The following is a 13,362-nucleotide window of genomic DNA, read 5'->3' on the forward strand; positions in this document are numbered from 1 at the left end:
GGTTCAGTGGTGCGGGACGACGGCGACGGGGCAGGCCGCGTGGTGGAGCACGGCGTGGGCCACCGAACCGATCCGCGTGCCCACCGCCGAGCGGACCCGCCGGCCGACGACGAGCAGCTGGGCGTCCGACGCGGCGGACAGCAGCACGCGGCCGGCGCTCCCCTGCTCCACGTGCGCGACGACCTCGACCTCGGGATACCTCAGCCGCCACGGCTCCAGCGCCTGCTCCAGAGCGGCCTTCTCGAACTGCTCCAGCCCGCCGAACTGCTCGGCGATCCACACCGAGCCGAGGCTGTAGGCGTAGACCGGAGGGACGTTCCAGGCCCGGACCGCCCGGAGCGGGACCCTGCGTGCGGCAGCCGCCTCGAAGGCGAAGCGCAGCACCTCGGCGGACTCCTCGGCACCGCCCTGCTGGCCCACGACCACCTCCCCCTCATCGGGCCCGGTCACCGGGCTGCCGTGGCGTGCGCGGACGCAGACGACCGGGCACTCGGCGGAGCCGGTCAGCTGTTGCCCGTAGGAGCCCAGCAGGAAGCCGGCCAGGGCGCCGTGCCCGCGGCTGCCCAGCACCAGCATCTCCGCGCCCTTGGCGGCCCGCAGCAGGGCCGGCACGGGGACGTCCGGCACCACTTCCGCGGAGAGCGAAAGCCTCGGGTGGCGACGGGTCAGCTCGGCCTCCGTCTCCTCGATGATCTCCTGGACCCGGCGGGCGACCGCGTCCCGGTCCTGAACGACCGGGACGGTGAGCGGCTGCCACAGCCAGGCGTGGACCACGTGGACGTGCAAGTCGCGGCGCACGGCTTCCTGAGCCGCCCAGTCGGCCGCTGCCCGGCTCTCGGGGGAACCGTCCACTCCGACGACGAGGGTGCGCTTCACAGTTCTGTCCTCCGTACTGATGCCCAAGGCATCGGGGTCGTTGGCCGGAACGGGTGGCGTCGGCCGGGGGAAGGGCCGGCGCCACCGGGATTCACCTTCGCCGCGCCGGGCAGGGGCGGAGAAGGGCCAACGGTCCCTTGTTGAGGGCCGGTCCTCCCCTGCCCGCCCGACCTCGCCCGAATGCAGGGTTGTAGGCATCGGCTCAGTCGACGCAACGTCCCGGACCTCACAGGCAGGAGCGGACATGACCGTGTTGACCGCGTATTCGATCTCGGAGCTGGACGCCCACTGGCGGGCCGCGAACTACCTGGCGGTCGGCCAGATCTACCTCATGGGCAATCCCCTGCTGACGGAACCGCTGCGGCCGGCGCACATCAAGCCCCGGCTGCTGGGGCACTGGGGCACCTCGCCCGGCCTCAACCTGGTGTACACCCACCTCAACCGCGTGATCAGGGAGCGTTCCCTGGAGGTCCTGTGCGTTTGGGGACCCGGGCACGGAGGTCCCGCCGTCCTGGCCAACTCCTGGCTGGAGGGCACGTACAGCGAGACCTATCCGGACGTGAGCCGCGACGCCGACGGCATGGCCGGACTGTTCCGGCAGTTCTCCTTCCCCGGCGGAGTGCCGAGCCACGTGGCGCCGGAGACACCCGGCTCCATCCACGAGGGCGGCGAGCTGGGATACGCCCTCTCCCACGCCTACGGAGCCGCATTCGACCACCCCGGCCTGCTGGTCGCCTGTGTCATCGGCGACGGCGAGGCGGAAACGGGGCCGCTGGCTGCGTCCTGGCATTCGAACAAGTTCCTCGACCCGGTCCACGACGGCGCGGTCCTGCCGATCCTGCACCTGAACGGCTACAAGATCGCCAACCCGACGGTGCTGTCCCGGATCCCCGAGGACGAGCTCGACGCGCTGCTGCGCGGCTACGGCCACGACCCGCTGTACGTGAGCGGCAGCGACCCCACCCTGGTGCATCAGGCCATGGCCCGCGCGATGGACCACGCCCTGGACCGCATCGCCCTCATCCAGCGGGAGGCGCGCGAGGCGGCTACCGATCCGGGACGGGAGTACGCACACTGGCCAATGATCGTCCTGCGCACCCCCAAGGGGTGGACCGGCCCGGCGACCGTCGACGGCGACCCGGTCGAGGGCACGTGGCGGGCGCACCAGGTTCCGCTCGCCGGGGTGCGCGAGGACCCCGCGCACCTGAAGCAGCTGGAGGACTGGCTGCGCTCGTACCGGCCGGACGAACTCTTCGACGCAGACGGCCGCCCGACGGCGCAGGTCCTGGCCTGCGTCCCGGAAAGCGAGCGCCGCCTCGGCGCGGTCCCGTACGCGAACGGAGGCCGTCTGCTGCGGCCACTGCCGCTGCCCGCGCTCGACGCGCACGCCGTCACCGTCGACAAGCCCGGCCGCACCCTCCACGAACCGACGCGCGTCCTCGGGCACTTCCTCACCCAGGTCATGCGGGAGACGGCCGGGCGGCGGGACTTCAGGGTCGTCGGACCGGACGAGACCGCCTCCAACCGGCTGGACGACCTGTACGAGGCCACCGGCAAGGCCTGGCAGGGCATCACGGAGGCCACGGACCGGAACCTGTCCCGCGACGGCCGGGTCATGGAGATCCTGTCCGAACACGTCTGCCAGGGCTGGCTGGAGGGCTACCTCCTCACCGGCCGCCACGGCCTCTTCTCCACCTACGAGGCCTTCGCGCACATCGTCGGCTCCATGGCCGGCCAGCACATCAAGTGGCTCAAGGCCGCGCGCGAGCTGTCCTGGCGGGCGCCGGTCGCCTCCCTCAACTACCTGCTCACCTCACACGTCTGGCGCCAGGACAACAACGGCTTCTCCCACCAGGACCCCGGGTTCGTCGACCACATCCTCAACAAAAGCCCCGAGGTCGTGCGGGTCTACCTGCCGCCGGACGCCAACACCCTGCTCGCCGTGGCCGATCACGCCCTGCGCAGCCGCGATCAGGTCAACGTGATCGTCGCCGGCAAACAGCCCTGCTTCGACTGGCTGCCGATCGACGAGGCCCGCACCCACGTGGCGCGCGGCGCCGGGGTCTGGGAGTGGGCCGGCACCGACCACGGCTCCCGCGAACCGGACGTCGTACTCGCCTGCGCCGGCGACGTGCCCACCATGGAGGTGCTGGCCGCAGCGGCCCTGCTCCGCGAGCACCTCCCCTCGCTGGCCGTCCGCGTCGTGAACGTGGTCGACATCGCCCGGCTGATGCCCCGCGAGGAACACCCCCACGGCATGACGGACGCCGAGTACGACGCGCTCTTCACCACCGACAGGCCGGTGATCTTCGCCTACCACGGCTACCCGTGGCTCATCCACCGCCTCGCCTACCGCCGGACCGGCCACCCCCGGCTGCACGTGCGCGGCTACAAGGAGTCCGGCACCACGACCACCCCCTTCGACATGGTCGTGCGCAACGACATGGACCGCTACCGGCTCGTCATGGACGTCATCGACCGCGTCCCCGGCCTCGCGAGCCGCGCCGAAGGACTGCGCCAGGCCATGGCCGACCAGCGCATCCGCCACCACGGCTGGATCCGCGAGCACGGCATCGACCTTCCGGAAGTGGCGGGCTGGTCCTGGCCGTACTGATCACACTCCGCACAGCCCTCACGGTGGACAGCACACGGCAGGCCATGGGCCGGTCGGTCCCCGCCCTGGCCCACTGGTCCCTGCCGAGGCGGACGCCCGGGTGCCGAAACTGAAGAGGTCGAAGAAGGAGGCCGGTCATGCCCGCATCCCGCTACACCGTCAGCGACGTCATGACGCACACCGCCATAGCCATCGGCCGTGAGGCGTCCTACAAGGAAATAGTCGAACTGATGCACGAATGGAAAGTCAGCGCGGTCCCCGTCCTCGAAGGCGAGGGCCGTGTCGTCGGACTCGTCTCCGAAGCGGACCTCCTGCCCAAGGAGGAATTCCGCCGGGAGGAGCCCGTACTGCCGGATCAGCTGGAAGAAGCCTCCAAGGCCGCGGCCGTGCTCGCCGAGGACCTCATGTCGAGCCCGGCGGTCACCGTCCACCCCGCCGCCACCCTTGCCGAGGCCGCCCGCATCATGGCCCGCAAGCACGTCAAGCGCCTGCCCGTGGTGAACGAGGTCGGCATGCTGGAGGGCGTCGTCAGCCGCAGCGACCTCCTGAAGGTGTTCCTGCGTCCCGACGAGGAGCTGGAGGAGGAGATCCGTCGGGCCGTGCTCGCCGAACTCGCGCCGGGGACGGCCGCGGACTTCTCCGTACAGGACGGCGTCGTCGTACTCCGGGGACCGCTGCGGGACCGGGCTCTGGTTCCCCTTCTGGCCCGGGCGATCCACGCCGTCGAAGGAGTCGTCGATGTCCGGATGGAGCTCGACGGGGCCGTGTCGGCTCCTGTGTAGGTCCGGCCCACGGCTGCGGAGGGCGCCATGGTCGGCTTGACGGGTGCGACCGGCCCCCTCCTGAGACAATTCCGGGGGAAGCATATGCAGCGTCATCCGGATCAGGCGGCGACCATGTCCGACGCAGCGAGCGCCTCCGCGGAGGCCTCCATCAAGGTGTTCCTCCTCGACGATCACGAGGTGGTCCGGCGCGGGCTGCGGGACCTGCTCGAAGCCGAGGCGGACATCACCGTCGTGGGCGAGGCGGGCACGGCGGACCAGGCCCTGGCCCGGGGACCGGCGCTTCGGCCGGACGTCGCCGTCCTCGACGTCCGGCTGCCCGACGGTGACGGCATCACGGTCTGCCGGGAACTGCGCTCCCGCATGCCGGACCTGGCCTGCCTGATGCTGACGTCGTTCGACGACGAGGACGCCCTGCTGGACGCGATCATGGCAGGCGCCGCCGGATACGTCCTGAAGCAGATCAAGGGCTCCGACCTGGTGTCGGCCGTACGAACCGTCGCCACGGGGCAATCCATGCTCGACCCCGCCACGACCGCCCGCCTGATGCGCTCCCTGCGCCACCCGGAGGCCACGAAGGCGCCCGAGGACACCCGCCTGGCCGCCCTCTCCGAGCGCGAACGGGCCGTCCTCGAACTGATCGGCGACGGCCTCACCAACCGCCAGATCGCCAAGCGGCTCTACCTCTCGGAGAAGACCGTCAAGAACCACATCTCCCGGCTGCTGGGCAAACTGGGAGTCGAACGGCGGGTACAGGCGGCCGTAATCGCCGCACAGGTCCACGACCACGGGCACGAAGGTGATACGACACCGCCCAGGCCATAGCCTTCCGCGATCTCAATGCGACAGCTCGCTCTACGCGGTATCGGTGCCTGTGCGGCGGTGCTGCTGGCAGGGCCTCCCCTGCTGGCGCTGCCCGCGCGGGCACACGGCCACCAGCAGCCGGCAGGCTCTGCCGTCCTGAGGCTGACCAGGGCGGAGAGGCAGGTCGAGCCCTTCACCCAGGAGTACCACGACGCGGCCATGCAGCAGCACTCCGAGGGCAAGAACACGATCACCGTCCGGGGGGAGTACCTCACCCCCGAACTCGACGCCGCTCTCGCGACGTGGACCGAGCAGAACCAGGCCGACCCGGTCTTCCGCGCGAAGGACGCCCCCAAGAGCTGGTCGCTGGCCAGCCAGAGCGCCACCGAGACCCATGAGAAGGTCGTAGTGACGGAAACCTTCGAGGACGGCACGGCCAAGGACGTCTGGTACCGGGTCCGACTCGACAACTTCCTCATCGACGGTCTCCAGCACCCGACGGTCTGACGAAGGTCCGACCAGGAACCCAGGGCGCCCCGCTGGACCGGCACGGAGACGGTCGAGCGAACGGGTTCCCTTCGAGCAGACCGACACACAAGGCTGTGGCTTTGGTCGGGTGGCCGGCGTGCTCGGCCCATCGCCCGGAGCGTCCTCGAAAACCGTCCCGGTCCCCCGGGCGGAAAGAGCCCGCCCGCTTCTCGCGGAACCTGATTGTGCGGTGCACGGCCGTCAGCCGCTTCTCCGCATCCGTTCAGGGCTCTTTCCGTCATCTTCAGCACAGCACTGATCGGCGGAACTCACAAGGACCGAAAGGTCCGCGATCACCCCCGCTCAGCACTCGCACGGAAGTCGGGTGTGCTCTCCGGAGTTCTCCGGGCACGACCCAGGGTGCTCAGCCACAAACCAATCGGCCGCGCGTGCACCGGACGGGCGTGACCTTCGTCCGGGAGGCATGCTCATACGGGTGGCCGGCACTTCACCCGGCCCGCCCTGCCCACTGTACGCCCCGGCAACCACTTCGCCGGCGGGGCGAAATCGTCGTCCGCGTGCGCGCATCCTCACGGCCGGGGCCAGGCACCGGCGCGCAGGAGAGCACGGCCTGACGGCGGAGCCGGCCTGGCCATGAGCGCAGTCGCGCGGTGCCACACCTGGCGGGTCGGCCGGGTCTGCCGCCGCCTGGACCTGATGACGGCCGCAGCCTTCGGGCCAGTTCAACCCCTCGCCGACGGCCATCCGATCGGCGATGGTGAAGCGGCCTCCGCCGCCCGCCTGCCGACCTGGGCCTCCAGCATCCACAACGTGCCGCGCTCGATGGTGAACTCGATGCCGTACAGGCTCGGGTGCTTGGCTTCCAGACGAGCCGTGCAGTCGCGCAGCCGTGCGTACGAGACTGGGTCCAGCTCTGCCAGCCGTGTGAGCGGCACGGTGTCGCGGATTCCCGCCACGACGTCCTCGCCCTGGGCGTTGGGCAGGTATGCGCCATGGACATGGGACCGTCCCGTGGCAGGATCTCGGATGAAGGCGATCCCGCTGCCGGAGTCGGATCCGAGGTTGCCGAAGACCATCACCTGGACGGTGACCGCCGTGCCGAGATCGTCGGGGATGTGCTCCCGGTACCGGTGGACGCGTCCCGGTTCCCCCTTCCATGCCGTGAAGACGGCCAAGATGGCCCTGCGCAGCTGCTCGACCGGATCCTGGGGAAATTCCTCGCCGACCCGTTCCGCGATCAGGTCCTTGAACGACTCGACGACTCGGATCAGGTCGACGGTGTCCAGGCGGCTGTCGTCGGCGACGGCGTGCTGGCGTTCGATCCGGCCGATGATGTCCTCGAAAAGCGAGTCGTCCACTCCCATGAGCGTGCTGCCGAACATGCGAACCAGACGTCGGTAGGAGTCCCAGGCGAACCGTTCGCGCTCGGGCGTCTTGCCCAGGCCCAGGACGGCAAGGTCATTCAGGCCCACGTCGAGAATCGTGTCCGTCATCCCGGGCAGCCCCACGCCCGCGCGTACGGAGAGCAGCAACGGGTCGTCCACCTGACCGAGACGCTTACCCGTCGTGCGTTCCAGGGCCGCGAGGTGGTGCGCGATCTGCCCCTGCAGTTCCTCCGGCGGCGCACCCGTCGCCATGAAGACGCGGCACGCCTCGGTCGTAATGGTGAAGCCCGGCGGTACTGGGAGTCCCATCCGGGTCATCTCCGCCAGGCCGGCGCCCTTGCCGCCGAGGAGCCCGGCCATGTCCAGGCTGCCTTCGGTGAAGTCGTACACATACCGCTTCATCAGCGTGCCCATCTCTCCCGGTGCGCCCCACATCCGGACATCCCGAACGTACGGCGGGGCCGCGCCCGGCAGGCGACTGGGACCGCGTCCGTCCGGGCCGTTTCCTTTCCCATCTTCGCTGTTGATGCTTCCTCGCATCAGGGCCCACCGGTTCCGGGCGTGGGCCGAATGGGTCAGCCCCGGGACCGCTCGGCCCTCCCCAGGTGACGGACCGCGCAACAGACTGAGAAACGGACACGAAGGGAGGCAATCATGCGCACGCGTCCCGCAACCCAGATCTCCGTCCTGCCCCTGGAGTACCGTGCCCGCCTCATGGAGCACGCCCAAGAGGTGAACTTCGCGGAAGGCACACGCCTGTTCAACGAGGGTGGTCTGGCCGACCGGTTCTGGATCGTGAAGTCCGGCGTCATCACGCTGGACCTGCACGTCCCCGGGCGGCAGGCCGCGGTCGTCGAGAGCCTCGGCTCCGGAGAACTGGTCGGCTGGTCATGGATGGCCAGTCCGCACCGTTGGCACCTGGGCGCCGAGGCCATGACTCCTGTACGCGCCTACCAGTTCGACGCAGCCACCGTACGGATGCTCATGGACACCGATCCGGCCTTCGGCTCCGCCGTCGGAGGCTGGGTGGTTCAGGTACTGGCCCACAGACTGCAGGCAGCCCGGACACGCCTGCTCGACCTCTATGCACCCCACGGCAGCGGCAGCACCCTCTGACCCCCTCGTGTGACCGTTCACCGCACGCCCCGCGATTGCCCACCGTCGACAGCGTCGGCACGATCGAGGGCGTCGGCAACCGCAGCGACCTGCTCAATGTGTTCTACAAGGAGTGCCAGGACCCGACCGGAAGGAGTCGGACGTCGTGTCGCACCGCATCACCGTCGGCCTGGACGGGACGCCCGAAAGCACCGCCGCCGCCGTATGGGCAGGCCGCGAGGCCGAGCTGCGGGAAGCCTCACTGGACCTCGTCCATGCCACGGAATGGCTGGAGAACCCGCCCCTCTCCGCCACCACCATGGAGGAACACGAACGCTGGGGTTTCTCGTCGGAGCCGTCGGGACGGGTGTCGTCGCCGAGACGGAGCGGCCTGTGGTGCTCGTGCGGTCCGTCGGCGGCACGGGGACCCCGCCCGATGGTGTTCGCGATCACGGACCGGTCGTGGTCGGGGGACCGGTCGTGGTCGGGGTGGACATCCGTTGCGGTCGTCGCCCACGATTGAGGCCGGCCGCATTCCAAGGCAACTTCGCTCCACCCACCCGCGCAGGTCCGTTGTCATCCAGCGCGGACCCCATCGCAGAACCTGGGCCGGAGCCTCCTCGCGAGGGGCTCAGTCCGGCTCCATGTAGGGGCGCCGGAAGACGGGGGCCTGGCTGGTGCCCCACGGTCGTACCGCTGCCAGCGCCTGGACGACTGCGGATTCCAGAGGCCCGCTGGTGTCGATCGGAACCGCCTCTGTCCAGAGCGGCTCCTTGGCCGCCATGGCTGTGGCGATGTCGAGGTCGGCGTCGGATGCTCCGGGAGCGCGGGTGTCCAGTCGTGCCGCTGACACGTCTCCCGGAACTCGGCAGTGCAGAGCCACCAGGTCGGTGCTGGTGCGCCCGGCCAACCGCTGTGCGGCCTCCCGCTGTTCCGCGTCGGACCAGGTGGCGTCCAGGACGACGGACTCGCCCGCGGAGAGCAGGGAGGCCGCGCGGTCGAGCAGGGTGGCGTAGGTTCTGGCGGTCCACTCGGGCGAGTAGATGCCCTCTCCATAGGCGGCCGCCGCGGGCTCCTCCGCCGCAATGCCCGCCAGCTCCTTGCGGAGGCGGTCGCTGCTGAGCAGCGTGACGCCCAGCCGATCGGCCAGCGCACCGGAGAGGGTGGACTTCCCGCTGCCCGGCAGGCCGCCGACGAGTGTCAAGCAGACGGAGGAGGTCCGCAGATGACGCAATGCCGCCGAGACCAGCCGTCGGGCCGCCGCCTCCGCGCCGGGCGTGCCCTGCTGCGCCTGGATCAAGGAGACCTTGGCGCGGACGAACGCGCGGTAGGCGACGTAGTGGTGTCGCAGGGACGGGGGTGCGGGGTCTCCGGAGTACTCGCTGTACTGGGCGAGGAAGTACGCCGCGGCCTCGGGAGCACCGAGCTGTTCCATGTCCATGGCGAGGAAGGCGGCGTCGTCGAGGCCGTCGACGGAGCGAAGCCGGTCGTCGAACTCCAGGCAGTCCAGGACGCGGGGCCCGTCATCGAGACAGAAGATGTCGTCGGCGAGCAGGTCTCCGTGGCCGTCGACCACGCGCCCTTGCTCGATGCGGGCGTCGAACAACGGACTACGGCCGGCGAGATAGCGGCGCACCAACCGTTCTACCTCCGCCACTCCGTCGGGCAGGCCGCCGTCACCGACCATCGCACGGATCTGGGCGAAGCTGGCTTCCCAGCGCGACGACAGAGCGTCCCGTGTGCCTTGTTCGTCCACTTCCCGGCTGCGGGGTGCGTCCGCGTGGCGAGCGGCGAGCTGCCGGGCGACGGCGCGAAGGGCATCGCCGACGTCGACCCCTTCTCGTACGAGCCGGGAGAGGCAGCGGTCGGCCGGCATACGGCGCATCACTACGACGGGCTCCGACTCGTCGTCCGTGCCCGGGCCGTGGAACTCCCCCACCCCCAGGTAGACTTCGGGGGCGAAGCGGCGGTTGAGAGCGACTTCCCGCACGCAATCCGATCGTCGGGCCGCGACGGTCGTGAAGTCCAGGAACCCCAGGTCCACCGGCTTCTTCAGCTTGTAGACACGGTCTCCGATGAAGAGCACCACCGCGGTGTGGGTCTCCCGCACTTCGGCGCGCGGCACGGCTTCTGGGCGGCCGCGGGCGGGCTGGGGCACGGATTCGCCCGACGGATGTTCGAACATCGCCGACTCCTTCCGACGGCTCGGCTCAGTCATGCGGGACCACGGCGACTGGGCAGCGCGCGTGATGGAGGGCGGCCTGGGCCACGGGGCCCAGCCGGGGCGCGAGGGCAGGTCGCCGCCTTCGCCGGCCGACGACCAGCAGACCGGCGTCCTCGGCTGACCGGACGACGGTCTTGGCCGGGCTTTCGACACCGATGCTGTCGGTCACCTCCACAGCCGGGAACTTCTCTCGCCAGGGTTCCAGGGAGCTCTCGACGGACTCCAGCCCGCGCGAACCGAGAACGGTCATCTCGGACTCGGATGCCGCTTTCAGCAGCGCGTCCTGGGCATCATCGGCAATAAGGTTTCCGACGACGGAGAGGCCCGGGTGGCGCGCTTGCAGCTCCGCTCGCGCACTGTGCACGAGCCGTTTCGCCCAGTAGTTCTGATCGATCTCCGCGGGGACGCGGGGCGGCTCCGGCGCGAGCATCGGCCACGCGTGCAGCAGCCGCAGCGCCAGCTTGCGCCGCTCGGCTTCGTCGGCGGCCCAACGGGCCGCGGCCATGCTTTCGGATGATCCGTCGAGGCCCACGGTGATCACAGGCTCCATGGCGGCTTCCTTCGTGTGTACGTGCCTCGCAGGACAGTGAAGGAGTACCCCTGTCCAGAGCGCCCTCCCGTTCAGGTAGCTCTGTCGTGAGCGGCTGCGGGCCCACTGCGAGAGCTATCGGTGTCTCACTTGAGGAGTACCTCAACCCGTGCGGCGGCGCATGGGGAGGCAGGCCGAACGAGGCCCGAAGGCGTAATGATCGGCGGACTCACGCACGACCTGGTGGCCGACCGGACAACGGCTACGTGTACGTCTATGGGACAGGCCGACCGCCGATCTCGCCGACGCGCACCGGGGCACGCTCATCCACGGCACGACCCGGCGGAGGAACACCACGCGCACGTCGGCCCAGTCCTACGGCGGCCGAGGGAGGCCCGCCGGCCTGCGATGCCCGGTGATGCGGCCCGGCCCAACGCTCGGTGCCGGGTCCGCGCCTAGCCGGTCGGCGGATGCCCGACGGGCACAGGGTCACCGATGAGCCAACGGCGACGTGCCGACCGGGTTCGGCTCCAGTTCGATGCCGATCTCCGGCAGCCGCTGGAGCGTGTTGTGGACGGTGCAGTGCGAGGCGACCGCGAGCAGGCCGGCACGGCGCCGCTCGGGCAGGCCCGGTGGCGGCACGATCACGACGTGCACCGCGACCACCCGGGCGGGGCGGTCGACGGCCATCGTGAAATCGGTGCGCACCTGTAGTCCCTCACGCGGCAGGCCGTGGCGAAGGAGGTAGCGCCCCGAGTAGAAGGCGATGCACGTGGCCAGCGAGGCGGCGAACAGTTCGGTCGGTGTCGGCGCCGCGTCCGCCCCGCCCGCGTTCGCGGGCTGGTCGACCAGTACCCGATGGCCGCGTACGACGGCGGCGTAAGCGTCGCCCTCGACGTGGGTGACCACCAACCGGTGCACTCCGTCCGGCTGCTGGGTCATGCCTTTCTGCGTCGCCGTGTCCGGCATGGTGTGGCCTCCTTTCGCTCGCTCTACGGATGACTACCGTGCACCGTGCGATCACGGCCTGCGGGAACCGAGCGGGCTCTCTCCGTCCGCACGTGGAGGAACGGTCGCGTTCTGCGGACCTGGGGGCTCCTCCAGGACGCTCCAAGCCACCGGGCCGAGCAGGTCCGCCACCCGCCGGAACACATCCATCAGCATGTCGTCCACGGTCAGCATCCCGACCACGAGACGACCGTTCACGACGGGCAGCCGCCGCACTCCCGACCTGCGGAAGGTCCGGTACGCCTGGTGGATGTCCTCCTCGGCCGCGACCGTGACGACGGGTGTCGTCATCACGGTGCGCACCGGCTCGTCCCCGCCGATCCCCCTGGCCACCGCCCGCACCGCTATGTCGCGGTCGGTGACGATACCCAGCAGCGTCTCGTCCTCCGTCACCACGACGGAGCCCACCCCGTAAAGCTCCATGTGCCGCGCCACCTCGGCGATCGGTGTTCCGGCTGCGACGGTCACGGCGGGGGCGGACATCGATGCGGAGACATTCATCGTCCGGCTCCTCTCGGGGGAACCTGCGGACACCGTCACGGTAGGCAGGGAGTCCCGGCGTACGGCAGGGCCGTGTGGTCTACCGCCAGGTCCCACACGGCCCTGTACCGGTCGGACCGGGGGGACCCTGGCTCCGGCTCCGTACCCACAGCGGCCGGAGCCGCTGACCGGGGGGCGCCTGTCCGGATTCGGATGCCGGCATCCTCGGAGCCTGCCGATCCGGGGTGCGGGCCGTCGGGACCGGGCAGATCATCGGCCCATGGCTTCTCCACCCCGCGTCCGGCAACCCGTTGGTCAGAAGAAGGGGGCCGGTACCGGAATTGTGCGAGGGGGTGGTCCCGCAGGCCGGGTGGTCGAGGACGGAAGCAGCGCGATGGAAACGTTCGCCCGTACGGCGGTCATCGGGATCGGCAACGAGTTCCGGCGGGACGACGGGGTCGGGTGGGTCGCGGTCTCGCTCCTGAGGGACCGGGCCACGCGGAGGCAGCTGCCCCGGGGCACCGTTCTCGCGCAGTGCGACGGGGATCCCGGGCGATTGATCGGGCTGTGGGAGAACATCGACCTGGTGATCGTCGTCGACGCCTGCTTCCTCCCTTCGGCGCAGCCGGGACGGATACGCCGGTGGGATGCCGCGACGGGCAGCCGCCTCGGTCCGGCAGCCCCGGGACGGCACAGCACGCACGGGCTGGGACTCGCCGAGGCCCTGTGCCTCGGCGACGCGCTCGGTCGCGGTCCCGGTCGTCTGATCGTCTACGCGGTCGAAGGAGCGGACCGCTCGGTGGGTGTGGGCCTCAGTGCGGCGGTGGCGCGCGTGGTGCCACGTCTGGTCCGGCGGATCGAGGCGGAGCTCGAACAGCACGACGGGGCCTCGGGTCACGCACGAGCGGGGACCGCACCGCCGGTCGGGACTCGCCGGACGGGGTTCGCGGCCCGGCGGCCTCCTGCCTGACACCCTGTCCGAAAGCAGCCGCACCTTGTAACGACCTCGGGGCGGTGGACCGCGCCGCGTGCGCCCGTGCCTCCGGAGGAGGCGGAGGAGGCGGAGGAGGCGGAGG

General features: G+C 70.5%; 12 protein-coding genes and 1 pseudogene. 7 read left to right on the plus strand and 6 right to left on the minus strand.

Annotation, left to right across the window (positions count from 1 at the left end):
• Positions 1-3: 3 nt before the first annotated feature.
• Entirely contained in the window at positions 4-876 is an 873-nt protein-coding gene (locus ACIQZO_RS08885; protein ID WP_403622283.1) for a universal stress protein, read from the minus strand.
• Between the two features lie 19 nt (positions 877-895).
• Here ACIQZO_RS08885 and ACIQZO_RS08890 point away from each other — a divergent pair, with 19 nt between their 5' ends.
• The 4 genes from ACIQZO_RS08890 to ACIQZO_RS08905 all read left to right on the plus strand — a co-directional run bounded on the left by ACIQZO_RS08890 (position 896) and on the right by ACIQZO_RS08905 (position 5,583).
• The gene (locus ACIQZO_RS08890; protein WP_403623343.1) at positions 896-3,490 is read left to right on the plus strand and encodes a phosphoketolase; all 2,595 of its coding nucleotides are present in this window, start codon (positions 896-898) and stop codon (positions 3,488-3,490) included.
• Between the two features lie 137 nt (positions 3,491-3,627).
• Positions 3,628-4,272 carry a CBS domain-containing protein gene (locus tag ACIQZO_RS08895; RefSeq protein WP_403622286.1) on the plus strand — a complete coding sequence of 215 codons (645 nt, stop codon included), beginning with the start codon at positions 3,628-3,630 and terminating at the stop codon, positions 4,270-4,272.
• A 114-nt stretch (positions 4,273-4,386) separates the two neighbouring features.
• Complete coding sequence (locus ACIQZO_RS08900; RefSeq protein WP_403622289.1) at positions 4,387-5,097, plus strand: response regulator; 711 nt, start codon at positions 4,387-4,389, stop codon at positions 5,095-5,097.
• A 15-nt stretch (positions 5,098-5,112) separates the two neighbouring features.
• Entirely contained in the window at positions 5,113-5,583 is a 471-nt protein-coding gene (locus tag ACIQZO_RS08905) for a hypothetical protein (protein ID WP_403622292.1), read from the plus strand.
• A gap of 743 nt (positions 5,584-6,326) precedes the next feature.
• Here ACIQZO_RS08905 and ACIQZO_RS08910 read toward each other — a convergent pair.
• Positions 6,327-7,352: pseudogene (locus ACIQZO_RS08910) on the minus strand (PEP/pyruvate-binding domain-containing protein); the annotation flags it as partial.
• 252 nt (positions 7,353-7,604) lie between these two features.
• Here ACIQZO_RS08910 and ACIQZO_RS08915 point away from each other — a divergent pair.
• Entirely contained in the window at positions 7,605-8,066 is a 462-nt protein-coding gene (locus ACIQZO_RS08915; RefSeq protein WP_403622295.1) for a Crp/Fnr family transcriptional regulator, read from the plus strand.
• Between the two features lie 145 nt (positions 8,067-8,211).
• Positions 8,212-8,568 (plus strand): universal stress protein, encoded by a 357-nt coding sequence (locus tag ACIQZO_RS08920; RefSeq protein ID WP_403622298.1) that lies wholly within the window; start codon positions 8,212-8,214, stop codon positions 8,566-8,568.
• Positions 8,569-8,676: 108 nt separating this feature from the next.
• Here the strand turns inward: ACIQZO_RS08920 and ACIQZO_RS08925 are convergent, their stop codons facing one another.
• From ACIQZO_RS08925 to ACIQZO_RS08940, 4 genes are all read right to left on the minus strand, one after another.
• Complete coding sequence (locus ACIQZO_RS08925; RefSeq protein ID WP_403623346.1) at positions 8,677-10,155, minus strand: AAA family ATPase; 1,479 nt, start codon at positions 10,153-10,155, stop codon at positions 8,677-8,679.
• Positions 10,156-10,255: 100 nt separating this feature from the next.
• Entirely contained in the window at positions 10,256-10,819 is a 564-nt protein-coding gene (locus tag ACIQZO_RS08930; RefSeq protein ID WP_403622301.1) for a universal stress protein, read from the minus strand.
• 468 nt (positions 10,820-11,287) lie between these two features.
• Entirely contained in the window at positions 11,288-11,767 is a 480-nt protein-coding gene (locus ACIQZO_RS08935; protein WP_403622304.1) for an OsmC family protein, read from the minus strand.
• Positions 11,768-11,818: 51 nt separating this feature from the next.
• Positions 11,819-12,307 (minus strand): CBS domain-containing protein, encoded by a 489-nt coding sequence (locus tag ACIQZO_RS08940; RefSeq protein WP_403622307.1) that lies wholly within the window; start codon positions 12,305-12,307, stop codon positions 11,819-11,821.
• 373 nt (positions 12,308-12,680) lie between these two features.
• On the opposite strand from ACIQZO_RS08940, the gene ACIQZO_RS08945 reads away from it, so the two are divergent.
• On the plus strand, positions 12,681-13,256 hold the full coding sequence (locus ACIQZO_RS08945) for a hydrogenase maturation protease (protein ID WP_403622310.1): 576 nt from the start codon (positions 12,681-12,683) through the stop codon (positions 13,254-13,256).
• Positions 13,257-13,362 lie beyond the last annotated feature (106 nt).

Origin of the sequence: Streptomyces sp. NPDC097617, from assembly GCF_044761485.1 — a bacterium.
Taxonomy (GTDB): Bacteria; Actinomycetota; Actinomycetes; order Streptomycetales; family Streptomycetaceae; genus Streptomyces.